At 68.3% G+C, this 19,976-nt stretch carries 17 protein-coding genes and 1 pseudogene; 9 read left to right on the top strand and 9 right to left on the bottom strand.

Annotated elements, in window-relative coordinates; all coding sequences use genetic code 11:
• Window positions 1-3: 3 nt before the first annotated feature.
• Window positions 4-456 carry a GNAT family N-acetyltransferase gene (locus ACZ60Q_RS07995; RefSeq protein WP_469630018.1) on the top strand — a complete coding sequence of 151 codons (453 nt, stop codon included), beginning with the start codon at window positions 4-6 and terminating at the stop codon, window positions 454-456.
• Between the two features lie 58 nt (window positions 457-514).
• On the opposite strand, the gene ACZ60Q_RS07990 is transcribed toward ACZ60Q_RS07995, so the two are convergent.
• Complete coding sequence (locus ACZ60Q_RS07990; protein WP_469630015.1) at window positions 515-1,891, bottom strand: serine hydrolase domain-containing protein; 1,377 nt, start codon at window positions 1,889-1,891, stop codon at window positions 515-517.
• Window positions 1,892-1,992: 101 nt separating this feature from the next.
• A pseudogene (locus ACZ60Q_RS07985) lies at window positions 1,993-2,516 on the bottom strand (dihydrofolate reductase family protein); the annotation flags it as partial.
• A gap of 243 nt (window positions 2,517-2,759) precedes the next feature.
• Between ACZ60Q_RS07985 and ACZ60Q_RS07980 the strand changes: the two are divergent.
• Window positions 2,760-3,479, top strand: a complete 720-nt coding sequence (locus ACZ60Q_RS07980) for a dienelactone hydrolase family protein (RefSeq protein WP_469630013.1) — start codon at window positions 2,760-2,762, stop codon at window positions 3,477-3,479.
• Between the two features lie 43 nt (window positions 3,480-3,522).
• Here ACZ60Q_RS07980 and dnaB read toward each other — a convergent pair whose 3' ends face one another.
• The gene (gene dnaB / locus ACZ60Q_RS07975) at window positions 3,523-4,998 is read right to left on the bottom strand and encodes a replicative DNA helicase (protein WP_469630011.1); all 1,476 of its coding nucleotides are present in this window, start codon (window positions 4,996-4,998) and stop codon (window positions 3,523-3,525) included.
• Window positions 4,999-5,456: 458 nt separating this feature from the next.
• On the opposite strand from dnaB, the gene ACZ60Q_RS07970 reads away from it, so the two are divergent.
• Window positions 5,457-6,794: an MATE family efflux transporter gene (locus ACZ60Q_RS07970; RefSeq protein ID WP_469630009.1), complete on the top strand. Its 1,338-nt coding sequence runs from the start codon at window positions 5,457-5,459 to the stop codon at window positions 6,792-6,794.
• 169 nt (window positions 6,795-6,963) lie between these two features.
• Here ACZ60Q_RS07970 and rplI read toward each other — a convergent pair whose 3' ends face one another.
• From rplI to rpsF, 4 genes are all read right to left on the bottom strand, one after another.
• Entirely contained in the window at window positions 6,964-7,410 is a 447-nt protein-coding gene (gene rplI, locus ACZ60Q_RS07965) for a 50S ribosomal protein L9 (RefSeq protein WP_469630006.1), read from the bottom strand.
• 18 nt (window positions 7,411-7,428) lie between these two features.
• Entirely contained in the window at window positions 7,429-7,665 is a 237-nt protein-coding gene (gene rpsR, locus ACZ60Q_RS07960; RefSeq protein ID WP_003967857.1) for a 30S ribosomal protein S18, read from the bottom strand.
• Window positions 7,666-7,708: 43 nt separating this feature from the next.
• Window positions 7,709-8,335 (bottom strand): single-stranded DNA-binding protein, encoded by a 627-nt coding sequence (locus ACZ60Q_RS07955; protein WP_469630004.1) that lies wholly within the window; start codon window positions 8,333-8,335, stop codon window positions 7,709-7,711.
• A gap of 74 nt (window positions 8,336-8,409) precedes the next feature.
• Complete coding sequence (rpsF, locus tag ACZ60Q_RS07950; protein ID WP_018957345.1) at window positions 8,410-8,700, bottom strand: 30S ribosomal protein S6; 291 nt, start codon at window positions 8,698-8,700, stop codon at window positions 8,410-8,412.
• Window positions 8,701-9,032: 332 nt separating this feature from the next.
• Here rpsF and ACZ60Q_RS07945 point away from each other — a divergent pair, with 332 nt between their 5' ends.
• The 3 genes from ACZ60Q_RS07945 to ACZ60Q_RS07935 all read left to right on the top strand — a co-directional run bounded on the left by ACZ60Q_RS07945 (window position 9,033) and on the right by ACZ60Q_RS07935 (window position 11,747).
• Window positions 9,033-9,344: a hypothetical protein gene (locus ACZ60Q_RS07945; protein WP_469630001.1), complete on the top strand. Its 312-nt coding sequence runs from the start codon at window positions 9,033-9,035 to the stop codon at window positions 9,342-9,344.
• Window positions 9,345-9,504: 160 nt separating this feature from the next.
• Window positions 9,505-10,623 (top strand): lipid II:glycine glycyltransferase FemX, encoded by a 1,119-nt coding sequence (locus ACZ60Q_RS07940; protein ID WP_469629998.1) that lies wholly within the window; start codon window positions 9,505-9,507, stop codon window positions 10,621-10,623.
• A 92-nt stretch (window positions 10,624-10,715) separates the two neighbouring features.
• A complete protein-coding gene (locus tag ACZ60Q_RS07935; protein ID WP_469629995.1) occupies window positions 10,716-11,747 on the top strand; it encodes an alanine racemase in 1,032 nt (343 codons plus the stop codon).
• Window positions 11,748-11,788: 41 nt separating this feature from the next.
• Here ACZ60Q_RS07935 and ACZ60Q_RS07930 read toward each other — a convergent pair whose 3' ends face one another.
• Window positions 11,789-13,303 carry a glycosyltransferase family 87 protein gene (locus ACZ60Q_RS07930; protein WP_469629993.1) on the bottom strand — a complete coding sequence of 505 codons (1,515 nt, stop codon included), beginning with the start codon at window positions 13,301-13,303 and terminating at the stop codon, window positions 11,789-11,791.
• Window positions 13,304-13,476: 173 nt separating this feature from the next.
• Window positions 13,477-16,233, bottom strand: coding sequence for a transglycosylase domain-containing protein (locus tag ACZ60Q_RS07925; RefSeq protein WP_469629990.1), 2,757 nt, complete (start codon window positions 16,231-16,233; stop codon window positions 13,477-13,479).
• A gap of 399 nt (window positions 16,234-16,632) precedes the next feature.
• On the opposite strand from ACZ60Q_RS07925, the gene ACZ60Q_RS07920 reads away from it, so the two are divergent.
• The 3 genes from ACZ60Q_RS07920 (at window position 16,633) to ACZ60Q_RS07910 (ending at window position 19,874) form a co-directional block, all read left to right on the top strand.
• Entirely contained in the window at window positions 16,633-17,340 is a 708-nt protein-coding gene (locus tag ACZ60Q_RS07920; protein ID WP_469629988.1) for a PadR family transcriptional regulator, read from the top strand.
• A 59-nt stretch (window positions 17,341-17,399) separates the two neighbouring features.
• The gene (locus ACZ60Q_RS07915) at window positions 17,400-18,482 is read left to right on the top strand and encodes an inositol-3-phosphate synthase (protein ID WP_469629985.1); all 1,083 of its coding nucleotides are present in this window, start codon (window positions 17,400-17,402) and stop codon (window positions 18,480-18,482) included.
• Between the two features lie 123 nt (window positions 18,483-18,605).
• Window positions 18,606-19,874: an MFS transporter gene (locus ACZ60Q_RS07910; RefSeq protein WP_469629982.1), complete on the top strand. Its 1,269-nt coding sequence runs from the start codon at window positions 18,606-18,608 to the stop codon at window positions 19,872-19,874.
• The last annotated feature ends 102 nt before the right edge of the window (window positions 19,875-19,976 follow it).

The raw sequence follows: 19,976 nt of genomic DNA, 5'->3' as shown, positions 1-19,976 counted from the left end.
ATCATGAGTGATCTCACCATACGACCCGCCGTCCCGGACGACCTGCCCGCCGTGGTCGCGATGCTCGCGGACGACCCTCTGGGTGCACAGCGCGAGTCACCGGACGACCTCGCCCCCTACCGAGAGGCGTTCCAGCGGCTGGCCGACGATCCGAACCAGCACGTGGTCGTCGCCGTACGCGAGGACCGAGTCGTCGGCACACTGCAGCTGACCATCGTCCCGGGGCTGTCCCGCCGCGGCGCGACCCGCTCGATCATCGAGGGCGTCCGCATCCATGGCGACGAGCGTGGCAGCGGCCTCGGCACGCAACTCATCCAGTGGGCGGTGGACGAATCCCGTCGCCAGGACTGCCATCTGGTGCAGCTGACCTCGGATGTCACCCGCGAGGACGCGCACCGCTTCTACGAGCGGCTCGGCTTCACAGCCAGCCATGTGGGCTTCAAGCTGGCGCTCTGACGAACGTGGACAGGTGGGTGTTTCACGTGAAACACCCACCCACGACCAGGCCGGAAGCTCAGCCGCCGAGCCCGCGCCAGCCCTCCGCGTCCACGCCGCCGGGCACAGCCGCGCCCGCCTCGTACGGCTCCCGGGTGAAGACGAACGAGCCGAGGTCGAGGTGGTCCACCGAGCCGTCGCCCTTGCGTACGACGCGCAGGGTCTCCCCCGCGTAGTAGTTGTTCTGGCCCGTCCAGGTGCCGTCCGGACGGTACGTGAAGACCGCACCGCGGCCCTTGCCTCCCAGCGGCGTGAGCTGGAGGCCCCGGTCCCCCGTGAGCCTCAGCGTGACCGGGTGGGTGCCCCAGTGCCAGATCCCGGTCAGCGCGAGCAGTTCGTCGTCCACCTCGGGCAGCGGACGCCAGGGCTCCGGGATCCGCGGCTCGGCCTCGGCCACGATCCCCAGGAGTTCGGCGGCGACCATCGCGGCGGGCAGCCCCGAGGTGACGTTGGCGAGAACGACCGCGGCCACGTCGTCCTCCTCGCTCACCCAGAGGCCGGCGACGAAGCCGGGAAGCGATCCCGAATGCCCGAAGAGCACGCGCTCTTCGCCCCCGACGATCTGGAGTCCGAGACCGTAACCGCTGCCGCCCGTCTCGGCCGGTGCGGCGGGCGTCCGCATCTCCTGTACGGAGGAGGCCGACAGGACCCGGTTGTCGCCCTTGGTCAGGAAGGCGGCGAACCGCAGCAGGTCCGCCGCGGTGGACCAGAGCTGACCGGCGGGCGCCATGATTCCGAGGTCCTCGGCGGGTTCACTCAGCATGACGTCGGCCCAGGGGTGGACGGCCCAGCCGCTCGCGTGCGGTGCCACGGGCCCGCTCGTCGTGCGGTGCATGCCCAGCGGCTCCAGGATCTCGCGACGCAGCGCCTCCCCCCAGGAGACGCCACGCACCGCCTCCACCAGCGAACCGAGCAGGGTGTAACCGGGGTTGGAGTAGTGATGGCGATGACCGGCCGGATGCCGCTGCGGCCGGTCGCCCAGCACGTCGGCGAGCTCGGGCCGCAGGCCACCGGGCGTCCGCTCCCACCAAGGGGCGGGTGCTTCGGCGCCCAGCCCCGCGCTGTGGCCCAGCAGCTGAAAGACGGTCGCCCCGCCCGCCCCCGTGCCGGGGAGGTGCTTCTCCAGGGGATCATCAAGGTCGATCAACCCCTCGTCCCGCAGCCGCAGAACCAGAACGGCCGTGAACGTCTTGGTGATCGAACCGATCCGATACTGCGTATCGGCGTCAGGAGCTTGCCCCACGACGCACGATCGCGCCCCGCTCCAGGCCGTACGCCCCTGTCGCCTCACCGCGGCCACCAGGGACGGCGCGCGGCCCTCCCGCTGGGCGACGGCGATGCGGTGCGACAGTGCGCGTCGGGTACTGGGAAGCAGGTCTTCGTCAATAGAAATCATGGTCCAACCCCTACCCGAAGGGCCGCCGCATGACGAACCCATTTTCTCGTGACCCGGGCCCGCAGAGTCGATACCCCGCAGAGCAGGGACACGTGGATCGCTCAGCGCTTGCGGCGGTACGTCCGGACCAGTGCGCCGTTCTCGAAGGTCCGCACTCCCTCAAGGGTGAACCCGGTGGTCCCGGAACCGGCCCCGAACATCGGCATGCCGACCCCGTACACCACCGGGTAGGTCTTGATCACGAGCTCGTCGATCTCGTCGAGCAGTTCACCCGCCGGCTGAGATCCGCCGCAGAGCCGGATGTCCAGCTCGCTGTCCTCTGCCTTGAGCTTCCTGATCCGGGCAACCGGATCCTCCGCGATCAGCTCGACATTCGAGTGCGGGGACTCCGTGAGCGCCCGGGAGCGACGATCTCCCGAAGGTGGCCGTACGGGCTGGCGATGTCCACGTCCAACGCCAGCTGATAACTCCGCCGCCCCTGGACCACGGTGTCGAAGTGCTGGTTCTCCGCGCCGTGGAACCCAAGCATGTCGCGACCCTCGACCGAGACGGCCTCCGGATACTCCGACTTCAGGAAACCGAGGATCTCCTCGCTGACGAAAGCCATCATCGCCGAGCCGTCGCCGCTATCGCCTGGTGGAGGCCGTCGCCACCCGGATCATCCCCGGCGCGGCCTGTCGGGTGTCCTGGGAGCGCCCTGTCAGAAGTGCTCACGGTTTCGGATCCGCCCATGCCGCCCGCTTTCCTCTCGCGTTGGTCCTACCAACGATGTACGTTCGCTCGCGCGAGACCGTTGGCGCCACGAACGTCAGCCGGGCGAACTCCCAGGAAAGAAGATCCCACCATTCCCACCACTGACACCAAAACCGTGCAGATCCCCACGGCGGACGGCCTGGCCGACGCCTTCGCCGCCTTCCCCGAACAGGGCGAGCGGCACCCCGGGGTGCTGATGTACGCGGACGCCTTCGGCATCCGGCCCGTACTGCGGGCGATGGCCCGCGAACTGGCCGGGCACGGGTACTACGTGCTCGTCCCCAACTTCCTCTACAGGAACGGGCCGACACCGCTCATCGACCTTCCCGAGCACATCGGAGAAGAGGACCGGGCCGCACTCGTCGGGCGGCTGATGCCCCTGATCAAGGAGCACACCGCCGAACGCACCCTGAGCGACGCCGACTCCTACCTCAGGTTCCTCACCGCCCAGTCCGAGGTGAGCACCGGACCGGTCGCCGTGACCGGCTACTGCATCGGCGGCCTCCTGGCGACACGCACCGCCGCGGCCCACCCCGGGCAGGTGGCCGCACTCGCCGCGTTCCACGCCCCCGTCGCCGCTGACGGGCCCGACAGCCTGCGGCGTCTCACCGCCGGGATCCACTTCGGCCACGCGGCGACGGACATCGCGCCCGAGGCGCTCGGCGAACTCAACCGGTCCCTGGACGCCGCGGGGGTCGGCTACACCTCCGAGATCTACCCCGGCACGGTCCACGGCTTCACCATGTCCGACACAGACGCCTTCGACCCGGCCGCGCTGCGGCGGCACTGGGACCGCCTGCTCCCCCTCCTCGCCCGCACCCTGGCGAACGGCTGAGGGTGCGGAACACGTCCGGCGGATGCCCCGCGACCGGGCTCCATCAAGTCTGGGCCATGTCCACGAAGCGGGAGTAGTGGCCCTGGAACGCCACGGTGATGGTGGCCGTCGGGCCGTTACGGTGCTTGCCGACGATGATGTCGGCCTCGCCCGCGCGCGGTGACTCCTTCTCGTACGCGTCCTCACGGTGGAGCAGGATGACCATGTCGGCATCCTGCTCGATGGAGCCGGACTCACGCAGGTCGGACACCATCGGCTTCTTGTCCGTGCGCTGCTCGGGACCACGGTTCAGCTGCGAGAGCGCGATCACCGGGACTTCCAGCTCCTTGGCCAGCAGCTTCAGGTTTCGTGACATGTCCGAAACCTCCTGCTGACGGCTCTCGGACCGCTTCGACCCACCGGCCTGCATCAGCTGCAGATAGTCGATGATCACGAGCTTGATGTCGTTGCGCTGCTTGAGCCGACGGCACTTCGCGCGGATCTCCATCATCGACAGGTTGGGGGAGTCGTCGATGTACAGCGGAGCGGCCGAGACCTCCGGCATCCGACGTGCGAGCCGCGTCCAGTCCTCGTCCGTCATCGTGCCGGACCGCATGTGGTGCAGGGCCACCCGCGCCTCGGCCGACAGCAGACGCATCGCGATCTCGTTGCGCCCCATTTCGAGGGAGAAGATGACGCTGGGCAAGTTGTTCTTGATCGACGCGGCGCGAGCGAAGTCCAGCGCCAGCGTGGACTTGCCCATGGCGGGGCGGGCCGCGATGACGATCATCTGGCCGGGGTGCATGCCGTTCGTCAGGGCGTCGAGGTCCGTGAAGCCCGTCGGCACACCGGTCATCTCGCCGCTGCGCGACCCGATGGCCTCGATCTCGTCGAGCGCGCCTTCCATGATGTCGCCGAGTGGGAGGTAGTCCTCACTGGTGCGCTGCTCGGTGACCGCGTAGATCTCGGCCTGCGCGGAGTTGACGATCTCGTCGACGTCCCCGTCGGCCGCGTATCCCATCTGCGTGATCTTCGTGCCCGCCTCGACCAGCCGCCGGAGCACCGCCCGCTCGTGGACGATCTCCGCGTAGTACGAGGCGTTGGCCGCGGTGGGCACGGACTGCACCAGGGTGTGCAGATACGGCGCTCCGCCGACCTTGGTGATCTCTCCGCGTTTGACCAGCTCGGCGGCGACCGTGATCGGGTCGGCCGGTTCGCCCTTGGCGTAGAGGTCGAGGATCGCCGTGTAGACGGTCTCGTGGGCGGGGCGGTAGAAGTCGTGCCCCTTGATGATCTCCACGACGTCCGCGATGGCGTCCTTGGACAGCAGCATGCCGCCGAGGACCGACTGTTCGGCGTCGAGGTCCTGCGGCGGCACCCGCTCGAACCCGGGGGAGCTGCCTTCCCAGGCCTCGTCCGAGCCTCGGTCATGGCGGTCCTCACGCCCCTTGCGGTCCCCGCGCCGCTGCCGGGAGACGGGCAGACGGTCCCCGGGACCGGTCTCGGTCCAGGGGTCGTCCAAAGGCTCGGGAATGCTCACCGGGCCGCCTCCTCCCGTCCGCATCGCGGACCTAGCCGTGCCACTCTTTCTTACGGCACGGCGCCGACAAACAGGTCGCCCGACTCCACTTCCGGCGCATCTGGTTCGGTGGATTCCGGTGCCGGAACAGGGTGCGGGCGCCGCACCACGGTAGGCCCCTCCGCACCGTCAGCCAATCTGGTTATCCACAGGGCATGTGGACGACGGACCAGATGCTGTGGAGAACCCTGCCGAACCTGTGCACGGACCGGGGGACAGCACTGTGGACAAACTCATAGCGACAGCGCCATGACCATCCTGACCTGCATATTCTCCATCCACCGACTGTGGGGGAGAAAAACTTTCGCCCTCATTTCAAGATCACCGCAAACGGCTCGGGAAGGAAGACTCCACAGGGGCACAAGTAAGGACCGTAGATCGATTGCATCTATTACCTGTGGAAGATTAGATTGACCCCCATGACCAAGGCCCCCGCGACCCCGAAGAACGGCCGCCGACGGCACGACCGCGAGATCATCGCCCTTGCCGTCCCGGCATTCGGCGCACTCGTCGCCGAGCCCCTGTTCGTGATGGTCGACAGCGCCGTCGTCGGCCACCTCGGCACCCCGCAACTGGCCGGCCTCGGCATCGCCGCTGCCCTCCTGATGACGGCCGTGAGTATCTTCGTCTTCCTCGCCTACGCGACCACGGCGGCCGTCGCCCGCCGCGTGGGGGCAGGCGATCTCCCGGCCGCCATCCGCCAGGGCATGGACGGCATCTGGCTCGCCCTTCTGCTCGGAGCAGCCGTCGTCGCGCTCGCGATCCCGACAGCCCCCTGGCTGGTCGACCTCTTCGGCGCGTCCGACACCGCGGCTCCGTACGCCATCACGTACCTGAGGATCTCCATCCTCGGCATCCCGGCCATGCTCGTGGTGCTCGCCGCCACCGGTGTACTGCGCGGCCTCCAGGACACCCGTACCCCGCTGTACGTCGCCATCGGCGGTTTCACGGCGAACGCAGCCCTCAACGTGGTCCTTGTCTACGGTGCCGGGCTCGGCATCGCCGGATCCGCGTGGGGAACAGTGATCGCCCAGGTCGGTATGGCCGCCGCCTATCTCGTCGTGGTGGTCCGCGGAGCCCGAAAGCACAGCGCCTCCCTACGCCCCGACGCGGCCGGCATAAGGGCCAGCGCACGGGCCGGCGTACCCCTGCTGATCCGGACCCTGTCCCTGCGTGCCGTCCTGATGATCGCCACCGCCGTCGCCGCCCGGCTCGGGGACGTCGACATCGCCGCGCACCAGATCATCCTCTCCCTCTGGAGTCTGACAGCCTTCGCGCTCGACGCCATCGCCATCGCCGGGCAGGCGATCATCGGGCGCTATCTGGGAGCGAACGACGAGAAGGGCGCGCGCGAGGCCTGCCGCCGCATGGTCGAGTGGGGTATTGGTTGCGGCATCGTGCTCGGCGTCCTGATCGTGCTCGCCCGGCCTCTGCTCATTCCCCTCTTCACCAGCGACCCCTCGGTGAAGGACACCCTGCTCCCCGCGCTCCTGGTCGTGGCGGTCTCCCAGCCGATCGCCGGCGTGGTCTTCGTCCTGGACGGCGTCCTGATGGGAGCCGGTGACGGACGCTATCTCGCCTGGGCGATGCTGGTGACGCTCGCCGTCTTCGCACCCGTCGCACTCCTGGTGCCCTCCTTCGGCGGCGGGCTCACCGCGCTCTGGTGGGCGATGACGTTGATGATGGCCGTCCGCCTCGTCACACTCTGGCTGCGTACCCGGTCGGGCCGGTGGATCGTCACCGGAGCCACGCGCTGATCCGTACGCCGCACGACTTGTTTCACGTGAAACAAGCTGCCCGTCTCACGTGAAACAGTCCGCCCGTTTCACGTGAAACACCGCGCATCCCGAGAGACAGGGTCCCAACAAACAGGAAGGGCCGCACCCAACGGGTGCGGCCCTTCACTGACTCAGCTGAGCTCTGCCCTTAGGCAGCAACGACCTCGACGCCGAGCTTCGCTGCGACCTCGGGGTGCAGACGGACGGACACCTGGTGCCCGCCGAGCGTCTTGATCGGCGAGCCGAGCTCGACGCGACGCTTGTCGACGTCGGGACCACCGGCAGCCTTGATCGCCGAGGCGATGTCGGCCGGGGTCACGGAGCCGAAGAGACGGCCGGCGTCGCCGGAGCGAACAGCCAGACGGACCTTCACGCCCTCGAGCTTGGCCTTGATCTCGTTGGCCTGCTCGATCGTCGAGATCTCGTGGATCTTGCGGGCGCGGCGGATCTGCGCCACGTCCTTCTCGCCGCCCTTGGTCCAGCGAATGGCGAGGCCACGCGGAACCAGGTAGTTGCGGGCGTACCCGTCCTTGACGTCGACGACGTCGCCGGCGGCACCGAGGCCAGAGACCTCGTGGGTGAGGATGATCTTCATGCTCTTGTCACCCTTCCCTTATCGCGCGGTGGACGTGTAGGGCAGCAGCGCCATCTCACGGCTGTTCTTGACTGCCGTGGCGACGTCACGCTGGTGCTGCGTGCAGTTGCCGGTGACGCGGCGGGCACGGATCTTGCCGCGGTCGGAAATGAACTTCCGCAGCATGTTCGTGTCCTTGTAGTCCACGTACTGGGTCTTGTCCTTGCAGAACGCGCAGACCTTCTTCTTAGGCTTGCGCACAGGCGGCTTCGCCATGGTGTTTCTCCTGTGTGATCAAGAAGTGGGGGTACGAGCAGCCCTAGAAGGGAGGCTCGTCCGAGTAGCCGCCGCCAGAGGCACCGCCGGAGCCACCGGAACCGCCGGAGCTTCCGCCCCAGCCGCCTCCGCCGCCCTGCTGTCCCCCGCCGCCCTGGCCGCTTGCCGGCGCGCCGGTCGCCCACGGGTCGTCGGCGGGTGCACCGCCGCCGCCCTGCTGGCCGCCGCCACCGGGACCGCCGCCCCAGTTGCCGCCGGCCTGCTGGCCGCCGCCGTATCCACCCTGGCCGCCCTGGCCACCGCGACCGGTGGTCTTGGTGACCTTGGCCGTGGCGTTCTTGAGGCTGGGGCCGACTTCCTCGACGTCCAACTCGTAGACCGTGCGCTTGACGCCCTCACGGTCCTCGTAGGACCGCTGCTTCAGGCGGCCCTGCACGACGACGCGCATGCCTCGCTGAAGCGACTCCGCGACGTTCTCCGCCGCCTGACGCCAGACCGAGCAGGTGAGGAACAGGCCTTCGCCGTCCTTCCACTCATTGGTCTGCCGGTCGAAGATGCGGGGAGTGGACGCGACACGGAACTTCGCGACCGCCGCACCGGACGGGGTGAAGCGCAGCTCGGGGTCGTCGACGAGATTGCCGACGACCGTGATGACGGTCTCGCCTGCCATGGGTGAACCTCTCGGCGGGGATTGCTTCTGGCTGCTTGCTGCTACTCGGACCCGAAAACCGCTGAGCTAGATGCTCAGTGGATCTCGGGACGGAGGACCTTGGTCCGGAGGACCGACTCGTTCAGGTTCATCTGGCGGTCGAGCTCCTTGACGACCGCAGGCTCGGCCTGCAGGTCGATGACCGAGTAGATGCCCTCGGGCTTCTTCTTGATCTCGTAGGCGAGCCGACGACGGCCCCAGGTGTCGACCTTCTCCACCTTTCCGTCGCCCTCACGGACGACGGAGAGGAAGTTCTCGATCAGCGGGGAGACTGCTCGCTCCTCGAGATCGGGGTCGAGGATGACCATCACCTCGTAGTGACGCATGTGGAACCCACCTCCTTTGGACTCAGCGGCCACGGTCGTTCCGTGGCAGGAGGGTCGTGATGCGTATTGCAACGGTGTTCCCGAGGAGAACACTCAGCACTGACAATCCGCTCCCGAACGATCCCGGAGACGGGGTTCGGGGGGAGGTTCGCCGTGCCGGCCTGGGCAGACACCGGTGCAGACCGTACAGACTACCCGTAGACCGGCTTCCGGTTGAAATCAGGAGCTCAGAGGGCACAATCGATACAGATGCGGTGTGAGAGGCGCTACACCCGCCGCGGTGCGAATGGCGCTGGATCCACCCGCCCATCCGTCCGGCCAGGAGGTACTCCATGGCACAGACCATCCGACCCGCCACCGGCTCGCTCCTCGCGTCGGACGGCAGGCCGCACCCGCTCCAGGACACCCTGCTCGCTGTCACCCTCGTGCTGGGCGCTCTCGCCTTCGTGACGGCGATGTTCCACCACCTGCACCTGATCAGCTCGTGGGCCGGGCTCGTCGGCATCCTGACCGGTGGGTACGGGATGTACGTCTCCAGGACCACCGGCGAACGGTTCGGCCTGATCATCGGACTAGGCGCGTCCGCGGTGGGTTTCTTCCTCGGAATGGCCCACGGCGGTCTCTTCGGCGGCGTGATCACCTGACCGGAGCACCGGCCGGCGCGGGCACCCGGGTGCCCGCGCCGGTCCGCCGGGCGCTCCTGGCCCCCGGGACCAGGCCGGGCGCCCCTCGGTCACAGTAGGCTTCGGCGCGAGAGCCGGAGCCCCTGACCGATGGGGACACACCTGCCGAGGAGCGCCCCGCATGAGCCTGACCCTGAGGACCATCAGCCGAGAGCAGCATCTGGCGTACATCCAGAGCCTGCCCTCGGCCAGTCACTGCCAGGTCCCGGCGTGGGCTGACGTGAAGACCGAATGGCGCTCGGAGAACCTGGGCTGGTTCGACAAGAACGGCGAGATCGTCGGCGCCGGCCTCGTCCTGTACCGCCAGCTGCCCAAGATCAAGCGCTACCTGGCGTACCTCCCCGAGGGCCCGGTCATCAACTGGTACGCGCCGAACCTGGACGACTGGCTCCGGCCGATGCTCGCGCACCTCAAGCAGCAGGGCGCCTTCTCCGTGAAGATGGGCCCGCCGGTGGTCATCCGCCGCTGGGACTCGGCGGCCATCAAGTCCGGCATCCAGGACCCGGACGTGAAGCGCCTGCGCGACGTCGAGGCCACGCACATCGAACCGCGCGCCTTCGAGGTCTCGGACCGGCTGCGGAAGATGGGCTGGCAGCAGGGCGAGGACGGCGGCGCCGGGTTCGGTGACGTACAGCCCCGCTACGTCTTCCAGGTGCCGCTGGCCAACCGCTCGCTCGAGGACGTCCTCAAGGGCTTCAACCAACTGTGGCGCCGCAACATCAAGAAGGCCGACAAGGCCGGCGTCGAGGTCGTCCAGGCCGGCTACGAGGACCTGGCCGAGTGGCAACGGCTCTACGAGATCACCGCCGTGCGCGACCACTTCCGGCCGCGCCCCCTCTCGTACTTCCAGCGCATGTGGACCGTCCTCAACTCCGAGGACCCCAACCGGATGCGCCTCTACTTCGCCCGGCACAACGGCGTGAACCTCTCCGCGGCCACGATGCTCGTCGTCGGCGGACACGTCTGGTACTCCTACGGCGCCTCCGACAACATCGGGCGCGAGGTCCGGCCGTCGAACGCGATGCAGTGGCGCATGCTGCGCGACAGTTACGCGATGGGCGCGACCGTCTACGACCTCCGCGGGATCAGCGACTCGCTGGACGAGACCGACCATCTCTTCGGCCTGATCCAGTTCAAGGTCGGCACCGGCGGCGAGGCCGTCGAGTACGTCGGCGAGTGGGACTTCCCGCTCAACAAGCTGCTCCACAAGGCGCTCGACATCTACATGTCGCGCCGCTGATCCGCTTCACCGCAGATCTGGGCCGCACACATCTCGGCACACACCGTTCGTTCCTGATTCACCGCAGCCACCAGAAAGGTCCCGGGCCGGCCATGGCGCTCTCCCTCTACGTCGACACCGTGCGCTGGCGGGCGCACCAGAAGTCCGTGATCGACCAGTTCCCCGGTCTCGTACCCGTCTGCAAGGGCAACGGCTACGGCTTCGGCCACGAGCGTCTCGCCGACGAGACGATCCGCTTCGGATCCGACACCCTCGCCGTCGGGACGACCTACGAGGCAGCCCGGATCAAGGACTGGTTCAGCGGCGACCTGCTCGTCCTCACCCCGTTCCGGCGCGGTGAGGAACCCGTACCCCTTCCGGACCGAGTCATCCGGTCCGTCTCCTCCGTCGACGGGGTGCACGCCCTGGTGGGCGCCCGGGTCGTCATCGAGTGCATGAGCTCGATGAAGCGCCACGGCGTCAAGGCAGAGGAGCTCGGGCAGCTGCACGCGGCGATCGAGGACGTACGGCTCGAAGGCTTCGCCCTGCACCTGCCGCTGGACCGCACCGACGGCTCCGACGCCGTCGAGGAGGTCATCGGCTGGATGGACCGGCTGCGCGCGGCCCGGCTGCCGCTGCACACCATGTTCGTCAGCCATCTGCGCGCCGAGGAGCTGGCCCGGCTCCAGCAGCAGTTCCCGCAGACCCGCTTCCGCGCCCGTATCGGGACCAGGCTCTGGCTCGGCGACCATGAGGCCACCGAGTACCGGGGGGCCGTCCTGGACGTCACCCCCGTCGTCAAGGGTGACCGGTTCGGCTACCGCCAGCAGAAGGCCGCGTCCGACGGCTGGCTGGTCGTCGTGGCCGGCGGTACGTCCCACGGGGTCGGCCTGGAGGCGCCCAAGGCGCTGCACGGCGTGATGCCGCGGGCCAAGGGCGTCGCCCGCGCCGGCCTGGCCACGGTCAACCGCAACCTGTCGCCGTTCGTCTGGGCGGGCAAGCAGCGGTGGTTCGCCGAGCCGCCGCACATGCAGGTATCGATCCTGTTCGTGCCCTCGGACGCCCAGGAGCCGCGGGTCGGTGACGAGCTGGTCGCCCACCTGCGCCACACCACCACGCAGTACGACCGGCTCGTCGACCGCTGAACCGTCCGGGCGCGGCCCTGAGCGGCCGTGCGGGCCCCGGGTCAGCCGTCCCGGGTGGGCGCCGCGCCCCACTCCACCTGAGGTCCCGTGACCGTCGAGGTCCTGTGCCCGGACGAACGGGCCTCGGGTGCCAGCGCGAACGTGTCCGGAGCCCCGTCGAGGACACCGCCCGACGGGTCGTCCGACCCGTCGCAGCGCACCGGATCCTTCTCCGGTCGCAGGATGTCCCGGACGACCAGCGCGCACAGGTACAGCGTGCCCAGCAGGTGCAGGGCGATCGCGACCTGGTAGCCCTCCTGCGGCAGCCCCTGGTGCTTGTCCCCGTCGCTGGTGTAGGCGAGGTAGAACCAGATCCCGAGGAAGTACATGACCTCGCAGGCCTGCCAGATGAGGAAGTCGCGCCAGCGGGGGCGGGCCAGGACGGCCAGCGGGATCAGCCAGAGCACGTACTGCGGTGAGTAGACCTTGTTCGTCAGGATGAACGCGGCTACCACCAGGAACGCCAGCTGGGCGAAGCGCGGCCTGCGTGCGGCGGAGAGCGCCAGGCCCGCGATGCCCGCGCAGAACACGGCCATCAGGACGACCGACGCGGTGTTGACCGTCTCCACATCGATGGGCTTGCCGGTGCGCTGCGTGATGATCAGCCAGAACGAGCCGAAGTCGATGGGCCGCTCCTGACTGAAGGTGTAGAACTTCCGCCATCCCTCGGGGGCGAAGACCATCACCGGCAGATTCACCACCAGCCAGGCCGCCCCCGCGCCCAGCAGAGCCGTCCCGAACTCGCGCCACCTGCCCGCCCGCCAGCAGAGCACCAGGAGCGGGCCGAGCAGCAGAACGGGATAGAGCTTGGCGGCCGTAGCAAGGCCGATGAGGATACCGAACGCGAGCACCCGGCCCCGGGACCACATGAGCATCGCCGCGGCCGTCAGGGCGACGGCCAGCAGGTCCCAGTTGATGGTCGCGGTGAGGACGAACGCGGGGGCCAGCGCGACCAGGAGGCCGTCCCAGGGGCGGCGGCGGTGCGTGCGGACGGTGCACACGGCGATAACCACCGCGCAGATCATCAGCATGCCCGCGTTGACCATCCAGTACATCTGCTCGCGCTGCTGGATGGGGTCGCTGTCGGGCGTCAGTGTCAGCCAGGCCGCCACCTGCATGAACACCCCGGTCAGCACGGGGTACTCCAGGTACTGCATATCGCCGCTCAACCGGTCGAAGTACGGCACGAGACCGTCGGCGAAGCCGCGCCCCATGAAGAGGTGCGGAATGTCGGAGTAACAGGCGTGGGTGTACTGCGAGGTGGCTCCGCGGAACCAGGCCCATTCGTAGCAGGGGATCTTCTGCACCATGCCGAGGGCAAACATTCCGATCATGACCAGCGCGACGACGCGCACGGGTGTGAGCGGACCGTCGCCGAGCCGCGCCCAGCGTCCCACCCGGCCACCGAACAGCTCGCTGCCGGCCGCCGCGACCTCATCCTGATCGGTGGGCCGCACGACGGGCCGTTCCTGCTGCACGCTCGTGTCTTCTGCGCTGGGGCTTGGCATGCCGCACATCCTGCCGTACGGGGCTGTGCCCGGGGCAAGGACCGCCCGGGGGACACGGGCACGGATCCGGGCTACCGCATGCCGCCGCCGGGAACGCGGCGAGGGCCGCCGCACCCGGGTGGGTACGGCGGCCCTCGCCGCGTTGCCTGGCAGGCCCGTGGAGATCAGGACCGGCAGTCCGGCTATCCGCTGTTGCCCCAGATGGAGCCGGTTCCGCCCGGTTCGCCGTTCGCTCCCTGGGCGCCGCCGTTGTCACCGCCGTCGGTCGCTCCGGTGTTGTCGCCCCCGCCGTCGGCTCCGGTGTTGTCGCCGCCACCGTCCGCCCCGGCGTTCTGGCCTCCGCCGTCCGCTCCCGCGTTCGCCCCGCCGTTGGCCTCCTGGCAGTTCGGGTCGAAGATGCCGCAGGTCTTGCTCGGCGTCGGCGTCGGACTCGGAGTGGTCTTGGTGGGCGTCGGGGTCGGGGACGGCTTCTCCTCGGAGGGCGTCGGCGAAGGCGTGGGACTGGGCGTCGGGCTCGGGCTGACCGCGCCACCGCCCCACACGACATCACCCATGTCCTTCGGCTCCGGGAAGGAGATGGCCTTCTTGCCCTTCATCGCCCCGGTCATGTAGTCGTGCCAGATGGAGGCCGGGAACGAGTTTCCGTGGATCTTCTCCTCGCCACCGGTGCCGAACATCTTCTCGAACTCGCGCTCTTCGTTCGTCTCGTCGTCGTCGAGCCGGAACATGCTGATGGCCGTCGAGACCTGCGGCGTGTACCCGACGAACCAGGCGGACCGGTTGCCGTCCGTCGTACCGGTCTTGCCCGCGGCCTCACGGCCCTCCAGCCGGGCGGGCTCGCCGGTTCCGTTCTCCACGACGTTCTTCAGCACGTCGGTCACGTTGTCGGCGATCACCGGGCTGAGGGCGCGCTTGGGCTTCTTCTTGTGCTGGAAGACGGTCACGCCCCCTTCCTTCACCTCGGTCACCGAGTACGTGTCGTTCTGCTGACCGCTCGTGGCGAAGGTGGCGTAGGAGCCCGCCATGCGGATGGTGCTGGGCGACGAGGTGCCGATGGAGAACGAGGGGACCGTCGCGTTCGCCATGAAATCGTCGTCCTTCAGGCCGGAGGCGACGGCGACGTCCTTGACCTTGTCCGTCCCGACGTCCATGCCGAGCTGCACGAACGGGGAGTTGGCGGACTTCTCCATGGCCGTCCGCAGGTCGATCTCACCGTAGTTCTCGTCGCCGTCGTTGGTCTGGCGCCATTCCTCGTCGTTCTCGTTCAGCCAGATCTTGCCCGTGTAGTCCTTGATCCGCAGCTTGTTGTCGCCGTTGTAGATGCTCTCCGGCGAGACCTGCGTGCGCTGGGATTCGCTCTGCTCCTTCCCGCCGGACGGATCGCGCACGCCGTACTGCATGGCCGCTGCCAGCACGAACGGCTTCCACGTGGAACCGACCTGGGCGCCCGTGGCATCCGCGTTGTTCGTGAAGTGCGTCGTGGCGTCCTGACCGCCGTACGTGGCGATGATGGCGCCGGTCTTCGCGTCCACGGAGGCTCCGCCGAACTCGACGTGCGTGTCCGTCTCGGGACGCTCCTTGGGACGGATCTTGGCCTTGTAGACCTTGTTCACCGCTGCTTCGAGCTCCCGCACCCGCTTCTTCTGGAAGGTGGTGTGGATCTCGAAGCCGCCCAGTTCGAGCTTCTTGGCGTCGATGTCGCGGTCGTTGTTGGCGAGGAAGTACTTCTTGGCGAGGTCCACCAGGTAGCCGGTCTGGCCACCCAGCTTGGCGTCCTTCTTGCGCTCGAGGGGCATGGGGAACTTCTTGAACTTGGCGCGCTCCTCCGCCGTCATCCGCCCGTCCTTGACCTGTTCGTCAAGGATCCACTCCCAACGCTCCTTGGCCCGCTCGGTGTTCTTCTGCGGGGTCGCGTTGTTCTTGTCGATGTCGATCGCGCCGGCGGGGTCGTAGTAGCTCGCGCCCTTGAGCAGGGTGGCCAGGAAGGCGCACTCGCTCGCGTTCAGATCGCCCGCGTCCTTGTTGTAGTACGTGCGCGCCGCTGCCTGCAGCCCCGAGGCCCCACGTCCGTAGTAGGAGACGTTGAGGTAGCCCGCCATCACGTCTTCCTTGTCGTCCTCACCGGCGACCTTGAGCGTGATGAAGAGCTCCTGGAACTTCCGCTTGAGCGTCTGGTCCTGGGTGAGCATGGAGTTCTTCACGTACTGCTGGGTGATGGTCGAGCCGCCCTGGGTCTCACCACCCGTGGCCATGTTGAGCACGGCACGGCCGATGCCCTTCGGGTCGATGCCGTTGTCCGACTCGAAGCTCTTGTTCTCCGCCGAGATCACGGCGTTGCGCATCTCTACCGGGATCTGCTCGTACTTGAGGATCTGCCGGTTGACCGCGCCACCGGTCGCCACCATCTGCGTGCCGTCGGCCCAGTAGTAGACGTTGTTCTGCGCCTCGGCCGCTTCGTTGATGTTCGGCTTGGTCACCAAGGCGTAAGAGATACCCCCGACGCCCATCAGCACGCCGAGGAACCCCAGAGAGAGCCCCGACACCAGCTTCCACGAGGGCACCCAGCGGCGGAACCCGTACTTGCCGTGGCGCGGGTAGTCGATGACGCGCTTCTTGCCGGGGTCACCGTGGTCATACCCCCGGCCCCCCGGGCCGTCGGAACCCCCACCCCCGCGGCGCCGGCCACCGCCTCCCGCGCCGTGGCCCCCGGCATCGGCGCCCCGGCGCCGGCCGCCCTTCTGGGCCGCACGGCGCGCCTCGGCGCGGCTACCGTACTGAGGCTGCTCGCCGTGCGACTCGGACGGCGATTCGGAAGGTGATGACGGCGTGGCTCTGCGTGACGGGACTGCTCGGCGTCCGGTCGGCTGCTGGGCGGCTCGTCTGGCCGCGGCACGCCCGCCGCCTTGTGGCTGAGGCGTTTTGCGACGGTGCTCGCTCATGGAACGACTACTCCTCGGGCAGGCGAGAGCGCCTGGAAGCGGCAGTTGAGATCCGGTCCCCCCGAATTACGGACAAGCCACTGCGGAAGGCTCACCCGCAGTACATCCGGCAGTCCGCGATGACTGACGCGCGAAAGCGCCTCGCGGTTCCCGGTGGTCTGCATCCCGCACAGACTACGCACGGTCAAAACCCACCTAGGGCCGAACTTCACCCCAAACAACGCAAGTCGAACCCTGGGAATTGTCGATGTGACGCCGTTCACGAAGACCACCCTTGTCGAATAGGTCGGAGCGATCTATCGTGCTGATGTATCGAGTCGATACATCAGCACGGCATAAGTGCACCGATGATTCCGGTGGACTGTGCCGACGGAAGCAGCGGGAGAGGGAGGCGGCACCGTGAGCAGACGCTCCGGCATCCTCGAGTTCGCCGTTCTCGGCCTGCTCCGCGAATCGCCGATGCACGGCTATGAGCTGCGCAAACGCCTCAACACCTCGCTGGGGATCTTCCGTGCGTTCAGCTACGGAACGCTCTATCCCTGCCTCAAGACGCTGGTTGCCAACGGCTGGTTGATCGAGGAGCCCGCCGGTGACCCCGTGGACGCCGCGCCGGTCACCGGGCGCCCGACCGCTGCGTCCTCCTCGCTGACGGGACGCCGGGCGAAGATCGTCTACCGGCTGACGGCAGAAGGTAAGGAGCACTTCGAGGAACTGCTGTCGCACACCGGTCCGGACGCCTGGGAGGACGAGCACTTCGCAGCGCGCTTCGCCTTCTTCGGCCAGACCGAGCGCGAAGTGCGGATGCGGGTGCTCGAAGGCCGGCGCAGTCGGCTGGAGGAGCGCCTGGAGAAGATGCGCGCTTCCCTCGCCCGCACCCGTGAACGACTCGACGACTACACACTTGAGCTGCAGCGACACGGCATGGAGTCCGTGGAGCGCGAAGTGCGCTGGCTGAACGAGCTCATCGAGAGCGAGCGGTCGGGACGGGATCAGCGACGATCCTCGCCCGAGGGCTCTGCTCAGCAGAACACACCTGGAGAGACGGGCGGCCTGCCCCGGCTTCGGGACAACACCCGGCCGGATCCGTCCGACGACACCGCCAAGTGAAGTCATCGCACTCCGCGGCGACTTCATCGGAAACACCGATTACACAGGGAGCAACCGGAATGGGTTCGGTTCGCGTAGCCATCGTAGGCGTGGGCAACTGCGCCGCCTCGCTGGTGCAGGGCGTCGAGTACTACAAGGACGCCGATCCGGCCGGCAAGGTGCCCGGTCTGATGCACGTCCAGTTCGGCGATTACCACGTCAGTGACGTCGAGTTCGTCGCCGCCTTCGACGTCGACGCGAAGAAGGTCGGCCTCGACCTCGCGGACGCCATCGGCGCCAGCGAGAACAACACCATCAAGATCGCGGACGTGCCGAACACGGGCGTGACCGTCCAGCGCGGACACACCCACGACGGTCTCGGCAAGTACTACCGCGAGACGATCGAGGAGTCCGCGGACGCCCCGGTCGACGTCGTCCAGGTCCTCAAGGACAGGCAGGTCGACGTTCTCGTCTGCTACCTGCCCGTCGGTTCCGAGGTCGCTGCGAAGTTCTACGCGCAGTGCGCCATCGACGCCAAGGTCGCGTTCGTCAACGCTCTCCCGGTCTTCATCGCCGGCACCAAGGAGTGGGCGGACAAGTTCACCGAGGCCGGTGTCCCGATCGTCGGCGACGACATCAAGTCCCAGGTGGGCGCCACCATCACGCACCGCGTGATGGCGAAGCTCTTCGAGGACCGGGGTGTCATCCTGGACCGCACGATGCAGCTGAACGTCGGCGGCAACATGGACTTCAAGAACATGCTCGAGCGTGAGCGCCTGGAGTCCAAGAAGATCTCCAAGACGCAGGCCGTCACCTCGCAGATCCGTGACCGTGAGCTCGGCGCGGACAACGTCCACATCGGCCCCTCGGACTACGTGGCCTGGCTGGACGACCGCAAGTGGGCGTACGTGCGCCTCGAGGGCCGCGCGTTCGGCGACGTTCCGCTGAACCTGGAGTACAAGCTCGAGGTGTGGGACTCCCCGAACTCGGCCGGTGTCATCATCGACGCCGTCCGTGCGGCGAAGATCGCCAAGGACCGCGGCATCGGCGGCCCGATCCTGTCGGCTTCGAGCTATTTCATGAAGAGCCCGCCGGTGCAGTACTTCGACGACGAGGCCCGCGTGAACGTCGAGAGGTTCATCAACGGCGACACCGAGAGCTGAACCGGCCTTCTCGGCTGACAGCCTCACCGGAGCGCTGAGCGGACGCTCACCTCTTCCTGCCGCACATCGGGGGTTCCCGGGCAATCCACCCGCGGACCCCCGCCGTGTGTGACGCTTGCTTCCATGTCTGTCGCGCGTGATCTGCGCACCCTGCTGCGCCTGCGGAACTTCCGCCGCCTGCTCACCGTGCGGCTGCTGTCCCAGTCCGCCGACGGCGTCTACCAGGTCGCCCTCGCCGCGTACGTCGTCTTCTCCCCCGAGAAACAGACGTCGGCCGCCGCCATCGCTTCGGCGATGGCGGTGCTCCTCCTGCCGTACTCCCTGATCGGGCCCTTCGCGGGGGTGCTGCTGGACCGCTGGCCCCGACGCCAGGTCTTCCTCTACGGGAACCTCCTGCGGGCCGCTCTGGCCTGCTCCACGGCCTTGCTGATCCTCGCCTCGGTGCCCGACTGGCTCTTCTACGCCTCGGCCCTCTGCGTCACCGCCGTCAACCGTTTCGTGCTGGCCGGCCTCTCCGCCGCCCTGCCCCGGGTGGTCGACACCGATCGCCTCGTCGTCGCCAACTCCCTGTCCCCCACCGCCGGCACCCTGGCGGCCACCGCGGGAGGCGGCCTCGCGTTCGCCGTACGACTGGTGGCCGACGAGTCCGACGCGGCGGTCGTCCTGCTGGGGTCGATGCTCTATCTGCTCTCCGCGCTGGCCTCCCTGAGTCTGCCCCGCACCCTGCTGGGTCCGGACACCGATGGGAGCCCTCTACGACTGCGGACCACTCTGGCCGTCACCGCGCGCGGACTCGTCGCCGGGCTGCACCATCTGGCACAGCGGAGACAAGCGGCCGGGGCCTTGGCCGCGATGACCGTGATCCGCTTCTGTTACGGCGCACTCACCGTGATGGTGCTCATGCTGTGCCGCTACGCCTGGTCGGACACCGAGTCCGCCGGGCTGGCCCTGCTCGGCCTGGCAGTCGGGGTGTCCGGTGCGGGATTCTTCGTCGCCGCCGTTCTCACCCCATGGGCGGTGGGTCGGCTCGGCCGGTACGGCTGGATCGTGGGCTGCGCCGGCGCGGCAGCGGTCCTGGTACCCGCCCTGGGCCTCTCCTTCGCCCCCCTCCCGATGCTGATCGCCGCGTTCGTCCTCGGCGTCGTGACCCAGGGGTCGAAGATCGCGACCGACACCGTGGTGCAGACCTCGGTCGACGACTCCTTCCGCGGTCGGGTCTTCTCGCTCTACGACGTGCTCTTCAACGTCGCATTCGTGAGCGCCGCGGGGGTGGCGGCTCTCATGCTCCCGCCGGACGGCAGATCGGTCGCCGTCGTGGCCGTCGTGTCGGTGCTGTACGCGGTGGTCGCGGTGACGATGTTCCGCCGACGACGCGTCGACGCCCACCAGTAGTCGGCCGCCGGATGCGGCGAGGGGCGTTGTTTCACGTGAAACAACGCCCCTCGCCCCCACCCGGCGGCCGAATTTGCCCGGGAAAAACGGCCCCCCGCCGCC

This window comes from Streptomyces sp. NPDC104313 (assembly GCF_055583985.1).
Note: the sequence above shows the minus strand (reverse complement) of the source record. Positions and strands in the feature narration are given on the sequence as shown.